General features: G+C 52.7%; 22 protein-coding genes. 19 read left to right on the forward strand and 3 right to left on the reverse strand.

Going from position 1 to position 23673, the window contains the following annotated elements; genetic code table 11:
• Nucleotides 1-11 precede the first annotated feature (11 nt).
• The 8 genes from coaBC (at nt 12) to CRN96_RS01030 (ending at nt 10969) form a co-directional block, all read left to right on the forward strand.
• Nucleotides 12-1214, forward strand: a complete 1203-nt coding sequence (gene coaBC, locus CRN96_RS00995; RefSeq protein WP_097038228.1) for a bifunctional phosphopantothenoylcysteine decarboxylase/phosphopantothenate--cysteine ligase CoaBC — start codon at nt 12-14, stop codon at nt 1212-1214.
• Nucleotides 1214-3592: a primosomal protein N' gene (gene priA, locus CRN96_RS01000; RefSeq protein WP_097038229.1), complete on the forward strand. Its 2379-nt coding sequence runs from the start codon at nt 1214-1216 to the stop codon at nt 3590-3592. The genes coaBC and priA overlap by 1 nt, the downstream gene beginning before the upstream one ends.
• A gap of 9 nt (nt 3593-3601) precedes the next feature.
• Nucleotides 3602-4531 (forward strand): methionyl-tRNA formyltransferase, encoded by a 930-nt coding sequence (fmt, locus tag CRN96_RS01005; RefSeq protein ID WP_097038231.1) that lies wholly within the window; start codon nt 3602-3604, stop codon nt 4529-4531.
• A gap of 5 nt (nt 4532-4536) precedes the next feature.
• A complete protein-coding gene (gene rsmB / locus CRN96_RS01010) occupies nt 4537-5838 on the forward strand; it encodes a 16S rRNA (cytosine(967)-C(5))-methyltransferase RsmB (RefSeq protein ID WP_097038233.1) in 1302 nt (433 codons plus the stop codon).
• A gap of 1 nt (nt 5839) precedes the next feature.
• Complete coding sequence (gene rlmN, locus CRN96_RS01015) at nt 5840-6943, forward strand: dual-specificity RNA methyltransferase RlmN (protein ID WP_097038235.1); 1104 nt, start codon at nt 5840-5842, stop codon at nt 6941-6943.
• Between the two features lies 1 nt (nt 6944).
• Nucleotides 6945-7691, forward strand: coding sequence for a Stp1/IreP family PP2C-type Ser/Thr phosphatase (locus CRN96_RS01020; RefSeq protein WP_097038237.1), 747 nt, complete (start codon nt 6945-6947; stop codon nt 7689-7691).
• Nucleotides 7688-9604 (forward strand): Stk1 family PASTA domain-containing Ser/Thr kinase, encoded by a 1917-nt coding sequence (gene pknB, locus CRN96_RS01025; protein WP_245844511.1) that lies wholly within the window; start codon nt 7688-7690, stop codon nt 9602-9604. The genes CRN96_RS01020 and pknB overlap by 4 nt, the downstream gene beginning before the upstream one ends.
• 90 nt (nt 9605-9694) lie before the next feature.
• Nucleotides 9695-10969: a cytochrome P450 gene (locus CRN96_RS01030; RefSeq protein ID WP_097038240.1), complete on the forward strand. Its 1275-nt coding sequence runs from the start codon at nt 9695-9697 to the stop codon at nt 10967-10969.
• Nucleotides 10970-11019: 50 nt separating this feature from the next.
• Here CRN96_RS01030 and CRN96_RS01035 read toward each other — a convergent pair whose 3' ends face one another.
• On the reverse strand, nt 11020-11331 hold the full coding sequence (locus CRN96_RS01035) for a rhodanese-like domain-containing protein (RefSeq protein WP_097038241.1): 312 nt from the start codon (nt 11329-11331) through the stop codon (nt 11020-11022).
• 93 nt (nt 11332-11424) lie between these two features.
• Between CRN96_RS01035 and rsgA the strand changes: the two genes are divergently transcribed.
• Genes rsgA through CRN96_RS01055 form a run of 4 tightly spaced genes read left to right on the forward strand, consistent with a single transcriptional unit; the run spans nt 11425 to nt 14270 of the window.
• Nucleotides 11425-12288, forward strand: coding sequence for a ribosome small subunit-dependent GTPase A (gene rsgA / locus CRN96_RS01040; protein ID WP_097038243.1), 864 nt, complete (start codon nt 11425-11427; stop codon nt 12286-12288).
• A 1-nt stretch (nt 12289) separates the two neighbouring features.
• On the forward strand, nt 12290-12934 hold the full coding sequence (gene rpe, locus CRN96_RS01045) for a ribulose-phosphate 3-epimerase (RefSeq protein WP_097038245.1): 645 nt from the start codon (nt 12290-12292) through the stop codon (nt 12932-12934).
• Between the two features lie 2 nt (nt 12935-12936).
• Nucleotides 12937-13554 (forward strand): thiamine diphosphokinase, encoded by a 618-nt coding sequence (locus CRN96_RS01050; protein WP_097038247.1) that lies wholly within the window; start codon nt 12937-12939, stop codon nt 13552-13554.
• A gap of 14 nt (nt 13555-13568) precedes the next feature.
• Entirely contained in the window at nt 13569-14270 is a 702-nt protein-coding gene (locus CRN96_RS01055) for a DUF554 domain-containing protein (protein WP_097038249.1), read from the forward strand.
• 125 nt (nt 14271-14395) lie between these two features.
• Here CRN96_RS01055 and rpmB read toward each other — a convergent pair whose 3' ends face one another.
• Nucleotides 14396-14584 carry a 50S ribosomal protein L28 gene (gene rpmB / locus CRN96_RS01060; protein ID WP_097038251.1) on the reverse strand — a complete coding sequence of 63 codons (189 nt, stop codon included), beginning with the start codon at nt 14582-14584 and terminating at the stop codon, nt 14396-14398.
• 351 nt (nt 14585-14935) lie between these two features.
• Here rpmB and CRN96_RS01065 point away from each other — a divergent pair, with 351 nt between their 5' ends.
• The 6 genes from CRN96_RS01065 to CRN96_RS01090 all read left to right on the forward strand — a co-directional run bounded on the left by CRN96_RS01065 (nt 14936) and on the right by CRN96_RS01090 (nt 21224).
• Nucleotides 14936-15304: an Asp23/Gls24 family envelope stress response protein gene (locus CRN96_RS01065; protein WP_097038254.1), complete on the forward strand. Its 369-nt coding sequence runs from the start codon at nt 14936-14938 to the stop codon at nt 15302-15304.
• Between the two features lie 19 nt (nt 15305-15323).
• Nucleotides 15324-16970, forward strand: coding sequence for a DAK2 domain-containing protein (locus CRN96_RS01070; protein ID WP_179647099.1), 1647 nt, complete (start codon nt 15324-15326; stop codon nt 16968-16970).
• A gap of 72 nt (nt 16971-17042) precedes the next feature.
• On the forward strand, nt 17043-17708 hold the full coding sequence (gene sdaAB, locus CRN96_RS01075; RefSeq protein ID WP_097038255.1) for an L-serine ammonia-lyase, iron-sulfur-dependent subunit beta: 666 nt from the start codon (nt 17043-17045) through the stop codon (nt 17706-17708).
• 18 nt (nt 17709-17726) lie between these two features.
• Nucleotides 17727-18599, forward strand: a complete 873-nt coding sequence (gene sdaAA, locus CRN96_RS01080; RefSeq protein WP_097038257.1) for an L-serine ammonia-lyase, iron-sulfur-dependent, subunit alpha — start codon at nt 17727-17729, stop codon at nt 18597-18599.
• Between the two features lies 1 nt (nt 18600).
• Nucleotides 18601-20574 carry an ATP-dependent DNA helicase RecG gene (gene recG, locus CRN96_RS01085; protein WP_097038259.1) on the forward strand — a complete coding sequence of 658 codons (1974 nt, stop codon included), beginning with the start codon at nt 18601-18603 and terminating at the stop codon, nt 20572-20574.
• On the forward strand, nt 20571-21224 hold the full coding sequence (locus tag CRN96_RS01090; RefSeq protein WP_097038261.1) for a class A sortase: 654 nt from the start codon (nt 20571-20573) through the stop codon (nt 21222-21224). Before recG ends, CRN96_RS01090 begins: the two co-directional genes overlap by 4 nt.
• 73 nt (nt 21225-21297) lie before the next feature.
• Here CRN96_RS01090 and CRN96_RS01095 read toward each other — a convergent pair whose 3' ends face one another.
• Nucleotides 21298-22485: an NADH-dependent flavin oxidoreductase gene (locus tag CRN96_RS01095; protein ID WP_097038263.1), complete on the reverse strand. Its 1188-nt coding sequence runs from the start codon at nt 22483-22485 to the stop codon at nt 21298-21300.
• Between the two features lie 166 nt (nt 22486-22651).
• Between CRN96_RS01095 and CRN96_RS01100 the strand changes: the two genes are divergently transcribed.
• Complete coding sequence (locus CRN96_RS01100; protein WP_097038265.1) at nt 22652-23671, forward strand: LLM class flavin-dependent oxidoreductase; 1020 nt, start codon at nt 22652-22654, stop codon at nt 23669-23671.
• Nucleotides 23672-23673: the final 2 nt, after the last annotated feature.

Genomic DNA, 23673 nt, shown 5'->3' on the forward strand with positions numbered 1-23673 from the left:
GTGAAGTGAAGATGGCGAATATTGTCATAGGTGTGACGGGAAGCATAGCGGCCTATAAGGCCGTCGATCTGACGAGCAAATTGATACAGAACGGGCATGAAGTGAAGGTGGTCCTCACGGACAATGCCCTCGAATTCATCACCCCGCTCGCCTTTCAGGCGATCGGGCGCAATCATGTATATACAGATACATTCAAAGAAGAGGACCCTTCCGTGATTTCACACATCAACATCGGTGAATGGGCGGACCTGATCATCGTCGCTCCGGTCTCCGCCAATACGATCAGCAAGCTGGCGAACGGCATATACGATAATATGCTTTTGAATGTCCTCGCTGCGAATACAAAGCCTGTACTTCTTGCACCTGCAATGAATGTACATATGTATGAACAGCCTGCGGTCCAGAGGAACATGAAACTGCTGCTCGATGAAGGCTATCAGATACTTGATGCGGAATCGGGCTTTCTTGCGTGCGGCTATAATGCCAAGGGCCGGATGGCCAATGTGCCGGACATCCTGGGTTATATCGAAGACTTTTTAAGCGGGAGGGAAAACGCGCCGCTCGAGGGCCAAAAAGTGGTGATCACTGCAGGTCCGACAAGGGAAGCGCTCGACCCGATACGCTACCTGACGAACCATTCCAGCGGCAAGATGGGCTACAGCCTGGCAGAAGGCTTCAAATCACTCGGTGCGGAAGTCGTGCTGGTGAGCGGACCGGTGAAACTCGCTCCGCCTGAAGGTGTGAGGGTCGTCGACGTCGTTTCAACCGAGGAGATGTTTGAAGCGGTGAGGCAGCATATGGATGCCGATATCGGCGTATTTGCCGCAGCGGTCAGCGACTACACCCCGGTGAGCTTTTCGGAGGGCAAGATGAAGAAGACCGATGAGACGGACAACCTTGTGATCGAGCTGAAGAAGACGCAGGATATACTGAAGTATGCCGGCCACAACAATGAAGGGATGTACGTCGTCGGATTCGCCGCGGAAACGGATGATGTGAAAAATTACGCCCTTAAGAAGTTGAAAGATAAAAAAGCCGACTGCATCATCATGAATGATGTATCGAATCCCGCAATCGGCATGAACAGTGATGACAACGAAGTGACGCTGCTGTTCCGTGACGGTTCCGAAAAACATCTGGAGAAGGCATCTAAACCTGCGCTGTCCCGGAAGATCATCCAGGAACTCCTTGAACACACCGGGCGTGAGCGATGATGTTTGCATCAGTGATCGTGAGCATCACGGCCAGTGATGTCAATAAAATATTCGAATATAAAATACCCGAAGGGCTCACGGATATGATCAAAGTGGGGCACAGGGTGGTCGTCCCTTTCGGCCCCCGCCAGATCCAGGGCTATGTCGTCGACATCAAGGATGAGGTCGATTATGACCCGGCGAGGATCAAGCCGATCATACGCGCACTTGATGTTGAGCCTGTCCTCACACCGGAGCTGATCCGGCTGGCAGGACACCTTGCGGACCACTATATCGCCTCCTATATATCAGTGATCGAGACGATACTGCCGGCGGCGCTCAAAAGCAGATCGAAGAAGATGCTGTCGCTCGACAACCCGGGCGGTGAAGCATCATTCACATGGCAGGGGATGAACCTCCCCCCCGAAGTGGAAGTCAAAACTTTATCCGCATCACAGCTCGCGGCGTTGAAGCCTTTCATCGCCACGGGCGAAGTCACGGAGAAAACGGTGCTCTCCCAGCATACGAAGCAGAAATACGCACGGGCCTTAAAGCCCACCTTCGCACCGCGCGGGGATTTCGGGCGTGCCCATAAACAGCTCGAGCTGCTCGATTTCATCGAACAGCATGATGAGCATGTGCTGCTTTCCACGGTGCTCGAGAACGGCTACACCGCCGGGACGGTGAACGAGCTGGTCAAAAAAGGGTATGTTGAACGGATCGATGTGGTGGTCGACCGGGACCCTTACAAATCGAGGGTCTTTGAAGAGGATCTGCCGAAAGAACTGAATACTGAACAGAAACATGCCTATGAAAAAATAAAACATGCCGTCGATGAAGATATCCCGGAGACGTTCCTGCTGCACGGGGTGACCGGTAGCGGCAAGACGGAGATCTATCTCCAGACCATCGCACATGTGCTGGATAAAGGCCGCACGGCGCTGATGCTTGTGCCGGAGATCGCGCTCACACCCCAGATGGTCAACCGCTTCAAGGCGCGGTTCGGCGATGAGGTGGCGGTGCTGCACTCGGGGCTTTCGCACGGTGAGAAGTATGACGAGTGGCTGAAGGTGCGGAACGGCGGTGCGAAAGTGGTCGTCGGCGCGCGGAGCAGCGTGTTCGCACCTGTCGAAAAGCTCGGCGTCATCATCATCGATGAAGAGCATGAAACGACATATAAACAGCAGGACCGGCCGATGTACCATGCAGCGGAAGTTGCGAAATACCGCAGCCGGTATTATAATTGTCCGGTGATTCTCGGCTCGGCGACACCTTCACTTGAAAGCTATGCACGGAGCGAACGGGGCGTCTATACAAGGCTCGAACTGAACCACAGGGCGGTCACGGAGACGCTCACCGACACGAAGATCGTCGATATGTCCATCGAGCACAGGAACGGCAACATTTCGATCGTCTCGGAAGCGCTGAAGGAAGCGATAGAAGAGCGCATCCGACGCGGCGAACAGACCGTGCTGCTGCTCAACAGACGTGGTTATGCGAATTTCCAGATCTGCCAGAGCTGCGGCCATGTGCCGAACTGCCCGAACTGCGATATCTCACTCACTTACCACAAGGCACAGTTTTCACTGCTGTGCCATTACTGCGGCTATGAGGACGCCGTAAAGCGCGAATGTGACAGCTGCGGCAGCGACGAAGTCACTTTCAGGGGCACAGGCACCGAAAAGGTGGAAGAAGTGCTGAGGGACATGTTCAACACCGATATCGTCAGGATGGATAACGACACGACCCGCAGGAAAGGCATGCATGAAAAACTTCTGAATACATTCGAACAGGATGAAATCCCGATCCTCCTCGGCACCCAGATGATCGCCAAAGGGCTGGATTACCCGAATGTCACCCTCGTCGGGGTGCTGAATGCGGATACGATGCTGAACATCCCCGACTTCAGGGCCAACGAGAAGACGTACCAGCTGCTCACCCAGGTGGCGGGCCGGGCCGGCAGGCATGAATTGTCCGGGGAAGTGATCTTCCAGACATACAATCCCGAACATTACGCGATAGAGCTCGCTAGATCGAACGATTACAGGGCGTTCTACGACAAGGAGATGGCCTTCAGAAGACTTGCGAGATATTCCCCGTACTACTTCCATGTACTGTTCACGGTGTCGCATGAAACGGTGCAGAAATGCCTGGAGGCGACGACACATATCCATAAGATGCTTGTGGACAATGTGACGGACAGGGCGATCATCGTCGGCCCGTCCCCGAGCCCCATCGAGCGGATCAACAATCAGTTCCGTTTTCAAATATTGCTCAAATATAAAAATGAACCAAATCTCTTGGAAGTTCTGCATGAAATCAATCTGCACTACAACGAGCTCTACAAAAAGGAAAAGCTCTCACTGAAGATTGATGTGGATCCAAAATATATTATGTAGGAGGAAACGATGCCGAATATCATATTCATGGGGACACCTGATTTTTCGGTGCCCATATTAAAAGATCTCAACGAGGCATACGGGGTGGATCTTGTTGTGAGCCAGCCCGACAAGCCGGTCGGAAGGAAGCGCATCATGACCCCGCCGAAAGTTGCAGCGGCGGCGCGTGAACTGGATATAGACGTATACCAGCCTGAAAACATCAAAGATGAAGAAGCGATGCGGAAACTCGAAAGCATCGATCCCGACATCATCGTCACCGCGGCATACGGGCAGATACTGCCAAAAGCGCTGCTCGAACTGCCGAAGCACGGTGCGGTCAATGTGCATGCCTCCCTGCTGCCGAAGTACAGGGGCGGTGCACCGATACACCATGCGGTGATGGCAGGCGAGGAAAAGACCGGGATCACCATCATGTACATGGCCGAAGGACTCGATTCCGGCGATATCATCTCCCAAAAGGAGATACCGATACTCGAAGAGGACGACACAGGCTCGCTCCATGACAAGCTGAGCCGGCTCGGCAGCGAACTGCTGCTCGAAACGCTGCCGTCGATCTTTGACGGCTCCAATGAAAGCATCCCCCAGGAGCACGCATCCGCCACATACAGCCCGAACGTTTCAAAAGAGGATGAGCGCCTTGACTTCGGCAGGCCGGCACATGAGGTCTTCAATCATATCCGCGGACTCTCGCCATTTCCGGGCGCATATACGAAACTCGGCGACAAACGTCTTAAGATCTACGGCGCAAAACCGACAGGCGAGAAGACGGCGAAGCCTGCCGGTGAGATATTGGGCGTCCATGATGAAGGATTCCTGGTCGCAGCAGAGGATGAAGCGCTGCTGATCACGGAAGTCCAGCTTGCAGGGAAGAAAAAAACCACTGCGAAGGAATTTATTCAAAACCGCCAGGATCTGGTCGGTCAATCGTTAGGATGATGAAGATGACTGTAAGGGAGGCGGCATTTGCCGCTTATATGAAAATAATGGACGAGAAGGCCTACAGCAACATCGTCATAGATGAAGTGCTGAAGTCCGGTGAAATTTCCGGAAAAGACGCAGGCCTCTTCACCGAGCTGATCTACGGCACGCTGTCACGGAGGCTCACGCTGGAGTTTTATCTGCAGCCGTTCCTCAGGACGAAAGTGAAGAAATGGCACAGGCACCTGCTGGAGATGGCAGCCTATCAGATGATCTACCTTGACCGGGTGCCGGCATATGCCGTCATCAATGAAACCGTCGAGATCGCAAAGGAACACGGCGGCAGGCAGGCGGGGAACACGACGAACGCCATCTTGAGGAACCTGATGCGCGAACCGCTCAGGGACCCGTCTGAAATAAAAGATCCGCAGAAGAAGCTGTCGGTGGAGACGAGCATCCCCAAGTGGATGATCAGCCACTGGGTCACGCATTACAAGACGGAGGGCGCTGAGAGGATCGCACAGAGCCTCACTGAAAATCCGGAGATGTACATCAGGGTGAACTCGAGGCAGACGGATCCCGAAACACTGAAGGAAAGGCTCGCCCTGGAAGGCCATCCGGTCGAAACGACGGCGCTCCATCCGGATGCGCTCATCGTCACGAGCGGTGCGAGCATCATGGATACAGATGCCTATAAAGACGGGGACTTCAGCATACAGGACGTGAGTTCCATGTTCGTCAACACCGCCCTCGACCGGCATGACGGGGAAGTGATCCTCGATGCATGCAGCGCACCGGGCGGAAAGGGTCTGCATGCGCTTGAGAAGAATCCTTCCGGGCATGTCGATCTGAGTGACATTTACGACCATAAGGTGCGGACCATCGAGCGCAACGCCAAAAGGCTCAAACTCGACAATTTCGATGCCTTCAAAGGGGATGCGACGGAGCATGAATATCCGGGTATGTACGATAAAATCATCGTCGATGCCCCGTGTTCGGGCCTCGGTGTCATTAAAAGGAAACCCGAGATCAGATACGAGAGGAACAGCAGTGACATCGACAGCCTTGTGGACCTGCAGCTCGGGATACTCGATCATGTGAAACAGTTCCTGAAGCCCGGCGGCATCCTGATCTATGCGACATGCACGATCCATCAGATGGAAAATGAAAATGTGGCATATACTTTTATCAAAAGTAATGATAACTTTAAGTTTGACGATTTTCATATTCCGGCACTGGATTTCACAGGGCCGCACCGTCAGATACTGCCATATGAATTAAATACCGACGGCTTTTTCATCGCCCGGTTCAAAAAGGATGTTTAAAATGATTGTAAGACCCGATATAAAACCAGTAAAAGATTTATTCCAGCCGGATTTCGATACACCGTCCGTCTATAATCTGTCGAAGGAGGACCTGATCAATCTCATGACGGAGTGGGGCGAGGACCGCTACCGCGGCAGCCAGGTCTTCGAATGGCTGTACAGCCACCGTGTGGATGATTTCGATGAAATGAAGAACCTGCCGAAGTCACTCCGGGAAAAACTGCAGGCGCACTACAGCATCGAGCCGCTGGAGACGCTCGTCAAACAGGAGAGTGTCGACGGCACGATGAAGTTCCTCTTCAAGCTGAGGGACGGCTATACGATAGAGACGGTCCTGATGCGCCATGACTATGGGAATTCGGTCTGTGTGACCACACAGGTCGGCTGCCGCATCGGTTGTTCTTTCTGTGCCTCGACGCTCGGCGGATTGAAACGTAACCTTGAGGCAGGCGAAATCGTCTCCCAGGTCGTGCAGATCCAAAAAGCCCTCGATGAAACGGACGAGCGGGTATCAAGCATCGTCATCATGGGCATCGGCGAGCCGTTTGAGAACTACAATCCGATGATGCAGTTCATCAGGATCGTGAACCACGATGACGGGCTGAATATCGGTGCCCGCCACATCACGGTCTCGACAAGCGGCATCGTCCCTAGGATATATGACTTCGCTGACGAGGATATACAAATCAATTTCGCGGTGAGCCTCCATGCACCGACGGATGAACAGCGTTCCCGCCTGATGCCGGTGAACCGTGCATATGACATTGAAAAGCTCATGCATTCACTGCGGTATTACCAGCAGCAGACCGGCCGCAGGATTTCATTCGAATACGGTTTGTTCGGCGGCGTCAATGACAGGAAGGAAGACGCACTGAAACTTGCGGAACTGATCGAAGATCTTAAGTGCCATGTCAACCTCATCCCGGTGAACCATGTGCCTGAGCGGAACTATGTCAGGACGAAGCGTGACGACATATTCGATTTTCTTGAAACACTCAATCATCAGGGCATCAACGCCACGGTGAGGCGTGAACAGGGGACGGATATAGATGCTGCATGCGGACAGCTGAGAGCAAAAGAATCAAAAGAAGAAACGGGGAGTTAACTTGGAAATCATTGACAAGAGCATTCGTGGTAAATTTCGTGAACTGAATGAAGACAGGACCGGTGTTTTTTACAATGGCACAAATCAGGTGCTGTTCCTGGTCGCGGACGGCATGGGCGGTCATGCGCACGGAGATGTGGCATCGAAATTTGTCAATGATGAGATCCAGGCGGCCTGGGAGCAGGAGAACCTCATCAAAAGCGGCCAGGCAGAGGATTTCTTACGTGAACTGGTCATCCGGACCAACCGCAGGCTGTACGATCTGCAGCACGGCCACCCGGATTACAGGGGCATGGGTACGACACTCGTGCTTGCCGCCATCATCGAAGATGTCATATTCATACTGAATGTCGGTGATTCGAGGGCATATGTGATGCGGCGCCGTTCAATCGAGCAGGTGACGAGGGACCACTCTTTTGTCAACCTCCTTGTGGAGTCCGGCGAGATCACTGAAGAAGAGGCCCAGAACCATCCCAAAAGGAACATCATCACAAAAGCGATGGGCACCGACCGCCTGATCCAGCCGGATATATTCCGGCTCAGGAACAAGCAGTACGACTACATCCTCCTTGCCTCCGACGGCCTGACGGATGTACTCCGGGAGGATGACATCCACCGTACGCTGTATCAGCAGAACTTAAGTTTAATGGAAAGGCTCGACTCATTGATCAGGCAGGCTGAAGATAATGCATCCAGGGATAATATAAGCGTCTGTCTTGCCGGCCTGAAAGTGGGTGCGGCAATGTGATAGGCAGATTACTGTCGGAACGGTACAAAATACTGAAGTACCTCGGCGGGGGGATGAGTTCCGTCTATCTCGCGGAAGATATCATCCTTGACCGCAACGTAGTGGTCAAAATGATCAAGGTGGATGCTCATGATGAGGAGAAGTCCCGGCTCAGATTCCAGCGGGAAGTCCAGAGCACGATCCAGCTCTCCCACCCGAATATCGTGAATGTCCTCGATGTGGATGAGACGGAGGAGTACCAGCTGCTCGTCACCGAAGTTGTGGACGGACCGACATTAAAGCAATATATCAAGGAGAATCATCCGATTTCAATCGAGGAGTCGGTGAATCTCGCGGTCCAGATACTGGACGGCATTGAACATGCACACACCAGGGGCATCATCCACCGTGACATCAAGCCGCAGAACATCCTCCTCGACGGGGAGAACAGGGTGAGGATCACCGATTTCGGCATCGCCAAGGCACTCAGTGAGACAAGGATGACAGAGACCAACCAGGTCATGGGTTCCGTACAGTACATCTCGCCTGAGCAGGCAAAAGGTCAGAACACCGATGAGCGGACGGACATTTATTCCTTCGGGATCGTTTTATTCGAGCTGCTGACAGGTGAAGTGCCGTTCAGCGGGGAGACCCCGGTGTCGGTCGCTCTGAAGCAGATATCGGAAAAGCTGCCGGAAATCGACGATTACAGGAAAATCCCCCAGGGGCTGAAGAACATCATCCTGAAATGCACCGAAAAGAATCCTGCGGACCGTTACCGGCATGTCGATATGATCCTGGAAGACTTGAGGAAATATGACACCATAGACACACCATATATGCATTCCGACGCAGAGGACGGCTCCACGATACAGACCGGGAAAATAAATCCCGTGCCGAAGGTGCCGGGACCTTCTGAAGATCCGGCAGCGGGGCCGCCCGAAAAGAAAAAAAGCAGATGGCTCTGGCTCATCCCCCTATTGTTCATGCTCGCTGCCGCCGGCCTCGGCGCTTATATGATGTTCACACAGGAAGACGAAGTGACGGCCCTCATCATGCCCGACTTCCAGGGGATCTCCCTTGAGGCTGCGGAAGCGGGCCTTGCGGAACACCAGCTTGAGATGGGCGAGGTCATCGAGGAGTACAACGATACGTTCGAAGCCGGTGAAGTCGTGGAGACCAGACCGAGGAGCGGCGTCACAGTCGAATTCGGGACTGCCGTCGACTTCATCGTGAGCGCCGGGGAAGAGCCATTTGTGATGCTGGACTTCACCGGGGAGAACTTTTCCGACATCCAGGAGCAGCTGAATGAAATCAACTTCAACCGTATAGATCTGACGGAGGCGTATTCCGATTCAGAGCCCGGGACGGTCCTCAGCCAGTCAATCGGACCGGGTGAGGAAATCCGGCCGGATGAACACAATCTCCAGCTCGAAGTCTCCCGGGGCGTTGAACCCGTGGAAATCGTGAATTATGCCGGGGAGCCGTATGAAACGGCCAGGGATGAACTTGAACAGAACGGTTTCAACGTCACCGTCTCCCAGGAGCTCTACAGTGAGGACGTCGAACAGGGCGCCGTCATCAGCCAGGATCCGAGCTACGGCAGTTTCCTGCCCGGCTCGACGATCAACCTTGTAGTTTCAATCGGCCCGGAACCGCCGCAGAACATGCTCTATTCCACAACCGTCAACATACCGTACGGGGAGGAAGAGGATGCGGATGAGGACGATGAGGAGAACCCGCCTAAAACCGTCAACATCCATGTAGAGGATGCAAACAATCCGGACATTGATGAAGTCTTCGAAACTTTCGAGATTACTGAGGATACGACCCACACCGTCCGCCTTGAAATCGAGCCCGGTGAGACGGGTGCGTTTATGGTTGAAGTGGATGGGGAAGAAGTAATCGATGAGGAGATACCATACGAAGAATAGGGATATTGCGGGAATCCCATGCAAATGTTGGTAATCGCTGATCGCTTTATAATATAATGAATTAGAAAACAGTTAATTGGAGGATCTTTCATGGCTACTATCAAAAAAGACAAAGGTATCGATAACACAGCTAAAATAATGAAACAGGGCTACTTGTACACCACGAACCAGCGGGAGCGTCTCGGCGTCAAAGACGGCGTATTCGAAACCCGTGCACTGGGCGGTAAGAGGGTCATCATCCTATCCGGCAAAGACGGTGCCGAGTTGTTCTATGACAACGATAAGATCGAGCGTTCAGGCACATTGCCAAAACGTGTGGTCAATACATTATTCGGTAAAGGTGCGATCCATACGACGACAGGCAAAGTCCATATCGACCGTAAGGCACTGTTCATGTCACTGATGACGGAAGGCAACCTGCAGTATCTGCGGGAGTTGACGCGCAACCACTGGCAGATGAACACGCAGAGGATGGAAAATATGGATCAGGTCAACGTATACCGTGAATCCATCATCCTCCTGACGAAAGTCGGCACACGCTGGGCAGGTGTCCAGGCGCCTGAAAAAGAAATCGAGAACATCGCAACGGACATGGACATCATGATCGACTCGTTCAAGGCGATCGGCAGTGCATTCAAAGGCTACAGGGCATCGAAGGCAGCACGCCGCCGCGTGGAGGACTGGCTTGAAGACCAGATCATCCAGACACGTAAAGGCAAGATCCATCCGCCGGAAGGCACAGCGCTTTATGAATTTGCACACTGGAAAGACTACAAGGGCGAACCGATGGATTCAAGACTGTGCGGCATCGACCTGATGAACACATTCCGTCCGTTGATCGCTATCAACAGATTCATCGCTTTCGGCGCACTGGCAATGTATGAAAACCCGGTGGCCAGAGAAAAGATCAAACAGGACGACGATTATGCCTACATGTTTGCACAGGAAGTGAGACGTTTCTATCCATTCGTACCTTTCCTGCCAGGAAAAGTGAAAGAAGATTTCCAGTATAAAGGCTATGATTTCGAAAAGGATACAATGCTTGCAATTGATATTTACGGCACGATGCATGACCCGACTGTATGGGAAAATCCGAATGAGTTCTACCCGGAAAGATTCAAGGACTGGGACGGCAGCCCGTTCGACCTCATCCCGCAGGGCGGAGGGGACTATTACACGAACCACCGTTGTGCAGGTGAGTGGATGACGGTCATCATCATGCAGGAGACGATGAAATATTTCGCTTCACGCATCACTTACGATGTGCCTGAGCAGGATTTGACCGTTGACCTCAACAGTCTGCCTGGTTATGTGAAGAGCGGATTCATCATTGAAAATGTACGTGAAGTCGTGGACAGGGGTTAAGACGGCCCCTTGAATGAAGAAAGCCTCTCCATCACCGGAGAGGCTTTCTTTTATAATTCTTCCCGCTCACCCTCATACTCGAGGATGCCGCCTTCGACATTGACCGCGTCATATCCCTGGTCGATGAGTGCATGCTGGACATTTTCGCTGCGTTTTCCGCTTCTGCACATGATATACAGTGTATCGCCCTTGTGTTCCTTCAGTGTTTCGTCTTCAATGCTGAGGGTGGACATCGGCAGGTGGATCGCACCTGGCACATAGCCGGTCTCCTTCAGTTCATCGGTTTCCCTGACATCGATCAACACCGCATCATCATTTTTGATGAGGTCGTTTATCTCGCTCACGTGTACTGTTTTAGCCATAATTTCAAACCTTTCCAATATGTTTTGATGATTTTATTTTACCACAACCGGTGAACTGTTATAATTGATGTATTATAATATTTGGGGTGAGTTATGAAGAAAGGTCAGATTGTAAAAGCGTTGAGCGGTTTTTATTACGTCAAATCGGAAGACCGGATCTACCAGGCGCGGGCACGCGGCCTGTTCAGGAAGACTTCCGAGTCGCCCCTTGTAGGCGACATCGTCGAGTTCCAGGTAGAAAATGAGACGGAAGGCTACATCACCGCAATCGATGAACGGAAGAATTCGATGGTGCGGCCGCCGGTGGCGAACATCGACCAGGTGCTGCTCGCCATGAGCCTCGTCTCTCCTGCTTTCAATTACTATCTGCTCGACCGGTTCATCGCCTATGCGGAGGCCCAGGACATGAAGCCGGTGATCGTCATCACCAAGGCAGACCTCGGCGGGGACGCGGCGCTGATGGCTGAGATCCGGGAAGTGTATGAGATGTATCCGGTGTTCTTCACCGATAACAATAAGGTGGGCGATGAGATGCTGTCCATCTTCAAGGATAAGCTGAGTGTCCTTGCAGGGCAGTCGGGTGTCGGGAAATCGACGCTTGTCAACACGATACTGCCCGGCGCGGAGCTCATCACGGATGAAATTTCAAACAAGCTGAACCGGGGCAAGCATACGACCCGGCATGTCGAGCTGATTGAAATCGCCGGCGGATACATCGCCGATACACCGGGGTTCAGCACAATCGAATTTTCAATGATCGATAAATATAACCTGAAATCCTGTTTTATAGATTTCGACGGACCGGGTGAGGACTGCAAGTTCAGGGAATGCCTCCACATCAACGAACCGAAATGCGGTGTGAAGCAGGCAGTGGAAGAGGAGAGGCTTGCAGCCTCCAGATACGAGAGTTACAAACAGATATTCGAAGAGATAGAATCCAGAAAAGAGAGGTACTGACATGAATAAAGTGCTGCCATCACTCCTTGCGAGTGATTTTTCAAGACTAGGTGAAGAAATCAGGACGATGGAGGAAGCGGGTGCCGATATTTTCCATCTTGACATCATGGACGGCCAGTTCGTGCCGAACATATCCTACGGGCTGCCGGTCGTCGAAGCGATCAGCAAAGCATCCGGCATCCCGCTCGATGTGCATCTGATGACACTCGATCCGGATCAGTTCATAGATGAGTTCAAAGATTTGGGCGTGGATATGCTGTCCTTCCATATCGAAGCGTCCGACCACCCGCACAGGGTGGTGCAGCTGATAAAGAGCAAGGGTATGAAGGCGGGGATCGCCCTGAATCCGCATACGCCGGTCTCCCATGTCCAGCATCTGCTCGGCGACGTCGATTTCGTCCTGATCATGACCGTGAACCCGGGGTTCGGCGGTCAGAGCTTCATTGAGGAAGGCCTCGTCAAGATTGCGGAATTGAACAGCATCAGAGAGGAGAAGGGCCTCCGGTTTGAGATCGAAGTGGACGGCGGCATCAATGATGAAACCGCAGCACTGTGCAAGGCGGAGGGCGCGGAGCTGCTCGTGAGCGGATCCTACCTGTTCAAGGCCGAGGATAAGAAGGCCACCATCGAAGCGCTGCGTAAGTGACGATGCATATCAACATTTTGATCAGGGAGACGGATGCTCCGATCCCGGACATGAAAGATCTGCACTGGGCAGGCGTCGACCGCGGTGTGTATCTGCTGCTTGAAGCGGGGGTCACCCCGCTTTTCACATACGGGGATTTCGACTCGATCAGTGAGGCCGAGCGGCGGTATATTGAGGAAAAGCTCGATATCAACCCTGTCGAGAGTGAAAAGGATGATACGGATCTTGAGATTGCGCTGCTCGACCTTGCAGGGAAAGGGTATGCATCAATCGATGTGTACGGGGCGACGGGCGGCAGGCTGGATCATTTATTCGGCAATGTGCAGCTGCTCTTAAATCCGGACCTTGCCGGTGTCGGGATCAGGATCATCGATCCGCAGAATGTCCTCGAACTTTTGGGAGAAGGTGAACACGCACCGGTGAGGGACGGGAGAATGAAATATGTTTCATTCATCCCCGTTTTCCAAAATACGGTGCTGACGCTCGACGGGTTCAAATACCCGCTGGATTCATCACGGCTCACGCTGGGCTCGACACTCACCATCAGCAACGAATTCACGCATGAAAAAGCTTATGTAAAGACATCACAGCCCATATTAATGATACAATCGAATGATTGAATGGAGGTGGCATCATGATATTGATGGGGGCTGTAGCGAACGCGCTTGCGATTCTCATCGGGGGGTTGCTAGGTCTCGTCTTCACTTTCATCCCCGAGACCATCAAAGATTCAATAATGAAAATACAGGCACTGGTCATCATGACGCTCGGGATACAGATGGTGGTCGGGGCTGAGGCGATCATCATCACGCTGCTCAGCCTGATCATCGGGACGATCATCGGTGAAGTGATCCAGCTTGAAGCCCTGCTGAACCGCTTCGGCCACTGGATGGAGATCCGGCTCGGAGACAAACACGCGGGTAACTTATCCCAGGGTTTCGTTTCCGGGACGCTCGTATTCATCGTCGGTGCGATGGCGATCGTCGGGGGCCTGGATGCGGGGCTCAGAGGTTCGAATGATGTCCTGTATACAAAATCGATGATGGATTTCTTCATCGCGATCGTCATGACGACCACTTACGGACTCGGTGTCATCATATCCGGTGTGCCGGCGTTCATTTACATCTCGATCATCATCCTGTCCGCACAGGGCATCGCCACGGTCATCCCCGAAGCGATACTGGAACAGATCATCTTCCAGGTCAGTGCCACAGGCGGCGTCATCCTGCTTGCGATCGGCATGAACATGATGAACATCACGAAAATGCGCGTCGGGAACATGATCCCCGCCATTTTCGTCGGAATGATCATGGTCTACATCATAAACATCATATAGGATGGATCGGAGCAGCCTTCAGGCTGCTTTTTATTTTGGGCCGGCTGCATATCAGTCCAAAAAAACACCATATAAACACAAAAATCCCCATCATCATTCGGATGATGGGGATTCAACACGCAGGATTAAACGCGTTCAACTTTACCTGATTTCAGAGCACGGGCTGAAACCCATACTTTTTGAGGTTTGCCGTCGATCATGACCCTGACTTTCTGCAGGTTCGCGCCGAAGCGTCTTTTGTTTGCGTTCAAAGCGTGTGAACGGTTGTTGCCTGTCGCACTTTTACGTCCAGTGTAATAACATTGTTTACTCATGCCGTACATCTCCTTTATTAACAAAATTCACTTTAATTTGTTTGTATCATCATTGACATACTATAACATAATACATGAATTTCCACACGATGTCCAGTGGAAATCGCAGTATGCCGATGACCATCACCGGGAAGCCGGCGAGATTCCATTTTAACATATCCTGCTGCGGCTGTAATGCCGGACTTGAGCTGCTTATTCTTTCAACTTTCCCGGCAATAAATTATAATGTAAATAAGCGTATAAATACACCCGCTGTCCGGGCGGTGAAATTATCTGTAAAGAATCATCATTGTGCCTTGTAATTGACGAATGTTTTTGATTATAATTATATGATGTACTGGAGGCGAGGGAATGACACTCGAAATTAAAAATGAACTTGGATCAATCGACATCGCAATCGATGTGATTGCAAACATTGCCGGTGAAGCTGTAGTGGAAAGCTACGGTGTGGTCGGCATGGCCTCGAGGCACCAGGTGAGGGACGGTTTTGCCGAACTGCTCGGCAAGGAGAACTATTCCCGCGGTGTCGTAGTGGAAAACAATGACGGCCTTCTTGATGTCGACCTGTACATTATCGTCGGCTACGGTGTGAAAATATCCGAAGTTGCAAACAATGTGCAGACAAGCGTGAAATACAGACTGGAAAAAACTTTTGGATTGACCATAAATACAATTAACATTCATGTACAAGGTGTCAGAATGATTAATACGGATGAGTAAGCTGGGAGGACATGATGATATCATGGATAAGATAGATGGTATAATTTTCAGAGATATGATTTTGACGGGTGCTGACAATCTGAGGCAGCACGCAGATTATGTTGATTCACTGAATGTTTTCCCGGTGCCTGACGGCGACACCGGTACGAACATGAATTTATCGATGACTTCGGGTGCCGATGAAGTCAGCGGCAGGGAAATCGAACATATGGGGGAGATGGGCAGGCATTTCTCCAAAGGGCTGCTGATGGGCGCCCGTGGCAATTCAGGTGTGATCCTCTCACAGCTGTTCCGCGGGTTTTCAAAAGCGATCGAGAATGAAGGGTCGGTGGATGCGAAATCTTTCGCAGCCGCCCTCGATCAGGGTGTGAAGACAGCCTATAAAGCTGTGATGAAGCCTGTTGAAGGCACGATCCTGACGGTCGCCAAAGATTCAAGTGCGACGGCCGTCGAGAAGGCTGAAACTTCAGACTCCCTGATTGAAGTGATGGAGGCGGTGATCGAGGAGGCGAAGGCGTCTTTGAAGCGCACACCTGACCTCCTCCCCGTGCTTAAGGAAGTCGGCGTCGTCGACTCCGGCGGGCAGGGTCTTGTGTATGTATATGAAGGGTTCCTCGCCGCCATGAAAGGTGAAAAGGTCGAAGTGTCCGAAGAGGCGCTCGATACCGAAACGTTCGTCAATGATGAACATGACTTCAATGAATTCATGTCCGTCGAGGACATTCAATATGGATTCTGTACAGAGTTCATGGTACGATTCGAAGATGACAAGCGCGCATTCGACGAAGAAGAATTCCGGAACGAAATGGAAGCATTCGGCGACTCGCTCCTCGTGATCTCCGACGATGAAATCGTCAAAGTGCATGTGCATACGGAAACACCCGGTGAGGCCATGACATACGGCGCAAACTACGGTGAACTCATCAAGATGAAGATCGAGAACATGCGCGAGCAGTTCAGGGAAGTGCACGGCAGCAAGGCGGATACGGCAGTGAAGGAGAAGCAGTCCTATGAGACCGCCGTCATCACCGTATCTTCAGGCGACGGGATCAAGGCGCTGTTTGAAAGTGTCGGCGTCACACATGTCATCAACGGCGGACAGACGATGAACCCATCCACCGAAGACATCCTGAACACGGTCAAAGACGACGATGTGAAGCAGGTCATCATCCTGCCGAACAATAAAAACATCATCATGGCAGCAGAGCAGGCCCAGCAGATGCTGGAGGTCCCGGCAGTCGTCATCCCGACCGTCTCGATACCTGAAGGGCTTTCCAGCATGCTGATGTTCTCACCCGACGGGACGCTCGAACAGAACGAAGAAGCGATGAAGTCTGCACTCGAGCATGTGAAGACCGGCCAGGTGACCTACGCCGTACGCGACACCAAAATCGACGGCATAGAGATCAAAAAGGACCAGCATATGGGCATCAACAACGGCAAGATCGACGTCGCCTCCGATTCCCGGAGCGAGACGCTCGAGAACCTCATCGTCAGCATGCTTGACGAAGATGCCGAAATCGTCACGGTGATCATCGGTGATGAAGGTTCTGAAGAAGAAGTCGATGCGATTGTGGAAAAGCTGGAAGACAGTTATAATGATATTGAATTTGAGATTCATAACGGTCAGCAGCCGGTCTACAGTTACCTTGTATCTGTGGAGTAATTGCTCAAATAAGACAGAATGCCACATCAGTGCGAACACTGATGTGGTATTTTTACAATGGAGGTTCCAGATATGAAGTATAAAAGTGTATTTGATATAATCGGTCCGGTGATGGTCGGACCGTCATCCTCGCATACCGCGGGGGCGGCACGCATCGGCCTGCTGGCCAAAAGTCTTTTCGGCGGGACGCCGGATTACGTGGATATATATTTATACGGCTCCTTCAAGGACACGTACCGCGGACACGGCACCGATGTCGCCCTGATCGGCGGGCTGCTCGGTTTCGATACCGACGACAACCGGATCATCAAAGCTGTGGAGTATGCAGAAGAAGCGGGCATGCAGGTGAACTTCATCGAGATGGAAGAGGAGCGGAGCCACCCGAACACGGCGATGCTCCGGCTCGTCAAAGGCGAAGAACGCCTGATGATCGAAGGAATCTCCATCGGCGGGGGCAAGATAGAGCTGGTCAGCATCAATGATTATGCAATCAACATCTCGGGCAATTACCACGCCCTGCTCGTCTTCCATCAGGACAGCTTCGGGACGATCGCACGTGTCACGACCGTCCTCGGGAACAATGAAATCAACGTCAGCCAGATGAACGTCTCCCGTAAGGAAAAGGGCGACATCGCGCTGATGACGATAGAACTGGATGAAGAGATCAGTCCGAGAATCATAGATGAAGTACGGAATATAGACGGTGTCGACCGAGTGATCGAGATGACCGAAAACTAATATACAGGAGGTAATGTCATGTTCAACAGTATTGCACAATTAATCGATATAGCCAATTCGGAGAATAAACCGATCAGTGAGATCATGATGGAACAGGAGATCAGGGTTTCCAAGCGCTCCTACCTGGAAGTGTACCAGGACATGGAACGCAACCTGGACGTCATGCAGGATGCTGTGGATCAGGGCATTGGCGGCGTGACGAGCCAGACGGGACTGACGGGCAATGATGCCGTCAAGATGAAGAAATACATCGAGAGCGGCAAAGGGCTCGGCGGCGATTTGAACCTGCTCGCCATCGCATATGCGGTGAGCACGAACGAAGTCAACGCTGCAATGGGCAAAATCTGTGCGACCCCGACAGCGGGCTCTGCCGGTGTGGTCCCGGGTGTTTTATTCGCGATGAATGAACAGAGGGGACTCACTAAAGAAGAGATGGTCAGATTCCTGTTCACCTCCGGTGCATTCGGCTTCGTCGTAGCGAATAATGCGAGCATCTCGGGTGCTGCGGGCGGCTGCCAGGCGGAAGTCGGCAGTGCAAGTGCGATGGCTGCAGCAAGCCTTGTCGAAGCGGCGGGCGGCACACCTGAACAGTCCGGCCATGCATTTGCGATTGCGCTGAAAAACATGCTCGGCCTCGTCTGTGATCCTGTTGCGGGTCTGGTCGAAGTCCCTTGCGTGAAAAGGAACGCGGCAGGTGCCTCGAATGCACTGACGGCGGCTGATATGGCCCTTGCAGGCATCGAATCGAGGATACCGGCTGATGAAGTGGTTGAGGCGATGTACAAGATCGGACTCACCATGCCGTCGGCACTGCGTGAGACAGGGCGCGGCGGACTTGCCGCGACACCGACAGGCAACCGCCTGATGCAGGAAATTTTCGGAGCGGAGTAATATGTGCGCGATGTATGAAGTCATCACCCCCGGCACCCCTGTGCACGGATTGAAAGGTGTCGGTGAGAAGACAGCCGAGAAACTTCATGAATTGGAAATACGTGATGTGAATGATGTCGTCTTCCATCTGCCGACGAGCTATGTCGACCAGTCCGTCGTGGATCTGCGGGAGGCGGAGCATGACAGTTCGATCACCGTCGAGGGGACGGTCAAGACAGAGCCGAAACTCGCCTTTTTCAGGCGCGGCATGAGCCGTCTCACATGCTTCATGGATATCGACGGCATATATACGAAAGTGGTCTTCTTCAATCAGCCGTATTTGAAAGATAAACTGATCATTGATGAATTTGCGAGGGTGTACGGCAAATTCGACAGGAACAAGCTTGAAATCAACGGGCAGCGCCTGATTTTCGATACTTCACCCGGATACAGCGTCAAATACAGCCTGAACCGGGTGATGCATGCGAAGACATTCAGCAAGCTCGTCGCAGAAGTGTTCGGCAGCCACCATTTCAACCATGACCTTCCCGAAGCGCTGAAAAGCAAATATCAGCTGTGGAGCCTGCGGGACGCCCTGCACGAGCTGCATTTCCCGAAAAGCAGGGATGCGCTGCATGATGCAAGAAGGACCGTGAAGTTTTACGAGCTTTACCAGTTCCAGTTGAAACTGATGCATAAACGCAGCGAGGAGCGTGTCAGAAATGATCACTACATCATCGATTACGATATCGAAAGGCTGAAGCGCTTCATCAGTACGCTGCCGTTCGAGCTCACCGGTGACCAGAAAGCGGGTGTCAACGACATCTGCCGGGACTTCAAGCAGAACATTTCCATGCACCGCCTCCTCCAGGGTGATGTCGGGAGCGGGAAGACCATCGTCGCCGGCATATGTGTGTATGCCGTCAAGACGATCGGGGAGCAGAGTGTGGTCATGGTGCCGACGGAAGTGCTCGCAAACCAGCATTATGAATCGTTCAAGGATACGTTCAAGGATGAACTGACGATTGAAAGGCTGACGGGCAGCACTTCAAGGAAAGAGAAGGACCGGATACTGGAGGGCCTCAGGCTCGGTGAAATCGACCTTCTGATTGCGACGCATGCTGTATTGGAGGATGACGTGGCATTCAACAGGCTCTCATTCATCATCATTGATGAGCAGCACAGGTTCGGGGTGAAGCAGAGGCAGAAACTGCAGGCCAAGTCATACCGGAAAAACATCCTTTACATGACGGCGACACCGATACCGAGGACGCTCTCCATCACGACTTTCGGAGACATGGACGTATCGATCATCCGGGAGATGCCCAAGGGGCGCAAACCGGTCGAGACTTCATGGCACACTTTCGATGAGATGGATCAGGTGATGGCGGCTGTGCGTGCACAGCTCAATGAAGGATACAGCACGTATGTCGTGGCGCCGCTGATCGAGGAATCCGAAACGCTCGATCTGAAGAATGTCAATGAAATCTACCAGGCCTTCGTAGACCACTTCGGTGAGGAGACGGTGGAGCTCGTCCACGGCAGGATGAAGCCCGAAGAGAAAAACCACGGCATGCATTTATTTGAAACCCTCGAGAAGAAGATACTGATTTCCACAACGGTTATCGAAGTGGGGATCAACGTGCCGAATGCGACGATGATGGTCATCTTCAACGCTGAACGGTTCGGACTCTCCACGCTGCATCAGTTGAGGGGGCGCGTCGGCAGAAGCAGCAGGCAGAGCTACTGCCTGCTGGTCAGCCAGCCCCAGACCGATAATGCGAAGCTGCGCATGGAAATCATGACTTCGACATCGGACGGCTTCGAACTGAGTGAGAGGGATCTCGAGATGCGCGGCCCCGGTGATTATTTCGGTGTCAGGCAGAGCGGGCTGCCGCAGTTCAAAGTGGCGGACCTGATTGAGGATTACCGCATGCTGGAATATGCGAGGAAAGAAGCGATCAGCATATTTGAACATATGGAGGATTCGAGATGAGGATTATGATGAGGGCGGCCGGAGTGCTTTTGATCCTTTCCGCCGTCGTATTGTTTTTCTGGCAGGACATCCAGGAATATTACACCGACCGCATCAATGAGCGGGTGATCGAGGGGTTCCAAAACGGTGAGGAAAATGTCGGGGTGAACCAGTTCGAAACTTTCATCACCGGTATCGAACCCTACAGTGAGGCCACCTCAGAGACGGATGCCGGTGGCGGCACGGACATCAACATCAGTGATGATATGGCTGGCGTTTTGAATATCGGGAGTGCCGATATCAGCGAGCCGCTGTACTACGGGCCGGTGACCGAGACGAAGATGCGCAACGGCATATCATTCGTCCATGATGACGACCACCTCGATATGCAGAACATACCGATTGCCGGGCACCGTGTGGAAGGTGCGGGCATCCGTTTCAACTACCTCGACCGTGCCGCCGTCGGCGATGAGATAGAACTCATCACACACGACGAAGTGCGGGAGTATGAAATCACCGAGATCTTCGAAGTGGACCCATCCCAGGTCGAAGTCATGGACCAGACCGGGGGCGATCCGCAGGAGCTCACTTTGATCACCTGTGATGAGTACAACCCCGAAACATTGTTGTTTGAAAAACGCATGATCGTCAAGGCGGAAATCGTCGAATGAAATCCATAGATACACGAAGACGCACCTGCCCCGTAAAAGGGGGAGGTGCGTCTTTTCATTATTCAGCCTGCCGTCATTCTTCTTCGGCGAGCCGTCTGAGTTCATCCCTTGTATCCTTGGGCAGTCCTTCGCCGTAGTCCATCATCCTCACGATGTCCTTGAACGCGGCTTCCGGTATCTTCAAGTCATCAATCTCATCGACCGTGAACTGGAGGTCGATTTCATCTTCACGTCCCGCCCGGAGTTTCGGGACGAAGTCGGGTTCTGTGATGAACGGACTCGATGCGCCGACCATATCGGCATGTTCAAGTGCTTCAAGCGCCTTGTCGGGGTCGTTGATGCCGCCGGTCGCCATCATCGGGATCCTGCCCCTGACATGGTCGTAGACGACTTTATTCACCGGTTCGCCCTGGTTCGGCCCTTCGGCACGGACCTTCGTCTTATAGATGTTCCTGCCCCAGCTTGCGATGGCGAGGTAATCGATGTCGGTGATCTCCTCCGCCATATCGATGAACTGCAGGAATTCATCGACGGTGTATCCGACTTCCTGCCCGCGCGTCTCTTCCGGCGTGCCCCTGAAGCCGAAGATGAAGCCTTCGGGCGCCTCTTGTTTTATGACATCGGCGACCGCCTGTATCACTTCGAGCCCGAAGCGGGAGCGGTTTTCAAGCGTCGCGGCACCGTACTCATCGTCCCGTTCATTTGAAAATTTCGAGAAGAAGGTCTGGATGAGGAGGCGCTGTGCCGCCGAGACTTCAACGCCGTCGAATCCGGCCTTGATCGCCCGCCTTGCGGCATCGGCATAATCCCGGATGACCATATCAATCTTCCGTTTCGTCATCGCGAGCACCTGGTGCTTGACCGGCACGTTCAGTTCCATGAAGCTCGGGCCGTACACGACACCGAGGTCGAGTATCGCCTGGTTCGAGAAGCGCCCGGCATGGGTGAGCTGCAGCACCGCTTTTGCACCGTCCTGCTTCATCGCATCCGCAAGCTTCGTGAGACCCGGTATCGTCCGGTCATCGCTCACGCTGAACCCGTACTCGAAAAGCTGGCCGTAAGGTTCGATGTATGCAGCCCCCGTCACCTGGATCGGGGCGGAGCCCGCCCGCCGGGCATGGTACAGTACATCCTCTTCGGTGACAAGCCCCTCCCTGGTCGATGAGTTGGTGATCACCGGCGAGAGGACGAAGCGGTTATCGAGCCGGATGCCGTTCTTCAGGACGAGTGGTTCGAATAATGGTGCATATTTACTATTCATCTCTTGACTCCTTTGATTTTTCATCTGTTCTTGAATCGTCATCTTCAAAATTAGCAATAGAACGGATTTATGTCAATGTGAAACGGTTCTATGGATTGACGGTTAAATTGCGCAAAGTTATAATGGTGTATAAATATGTGAAATAAATACCAAAGGATTTGTATGGATGATAAAACTGAATGTCTTGGATTATGCCGTCGTGGATGAAGGCCGGTCTCCGGCGGAGGCTCTCAATGAAACGGCCGCATTGTGCAAAAAGGCCGAAGCTTTGGGTTACCACAGATTCTGGATTGCGGAGCATCATGATGTGAGCGCTTTTGCGAGCAGCAGTCCCGAAATGCTGATGATGCACCTCCTCGGGCAGACGGATTCGATCAGGCTCGGTTCCGGAGGTGTCATGATCCCGCACTACAGTCCGCTCAAAGTCGCGGAAAACTTCAGGATGCTTGAAACCCTCCATCCCGGCCGGGTGGACCTCGGCTTCGGCAACACGATCGGCACAAAGATCGTCAACAAAGCGATGAATGAGACCCGGCCGAGGAAGCAGCGTTATGAGGAGAACATCAGCGATATCGTGAAGTATGTGACGAACACCGATGACGCCGACCACCGCTTCAATGACCTGACGGCAAACCCCGCAGGCGGGACGAACCCGGAGATGTGGATGCTCAGCACGAGTGTGAAGTCGGCGATGACTGCTGCGCGCCTCGGGGTCGGTTATGTCTTCGGCCTGTTCCCATATGCATCGAAGGATAAGATGGCAGTCGGACGGGAAGCGATCCGTGTATACAGGGAGAATTTCCAGCCCTCCGCCGTCATGGAAAAGCCCATGGTGATGGCAGCACCTTTCGTGGTCGCGGCGGATACGGAGGAAGAAGCGGACCGGCTCGCGGATGCGCTGGGCCTCTGGCTGCTCGGCAAGGACAATTTCAGCGAATTCGACCGCATGCCATCGGTTGAAACTGCCGTGGATTATCCTTATACTGAAACAGACAGGAAAAGGATCGAGGATAACCGCACACGGATGATCGTCGGGGATAAAAAGGTTGCGGCCGCCGGACTTTCATCCATTGCCGGGACCCTGGATGTGGACGAGCTGCTCATCATCCCTCTCATACCCGGGGCAGGAAACCGTGCGCACGCACTTGATCTGATTGCGTCGGAGTTAAAAATATCAAACAATTAGAA

This window comes from Salinicoccus kekensis (assembly GCF_900220995.1).
Taxonomy (GTDB): domain Bacteria; phylum Bacillota; class Bacilli; order Staphylococcales; family Salinicoccaceae; genus Lacicoccus; species Lacicoccus kekensis.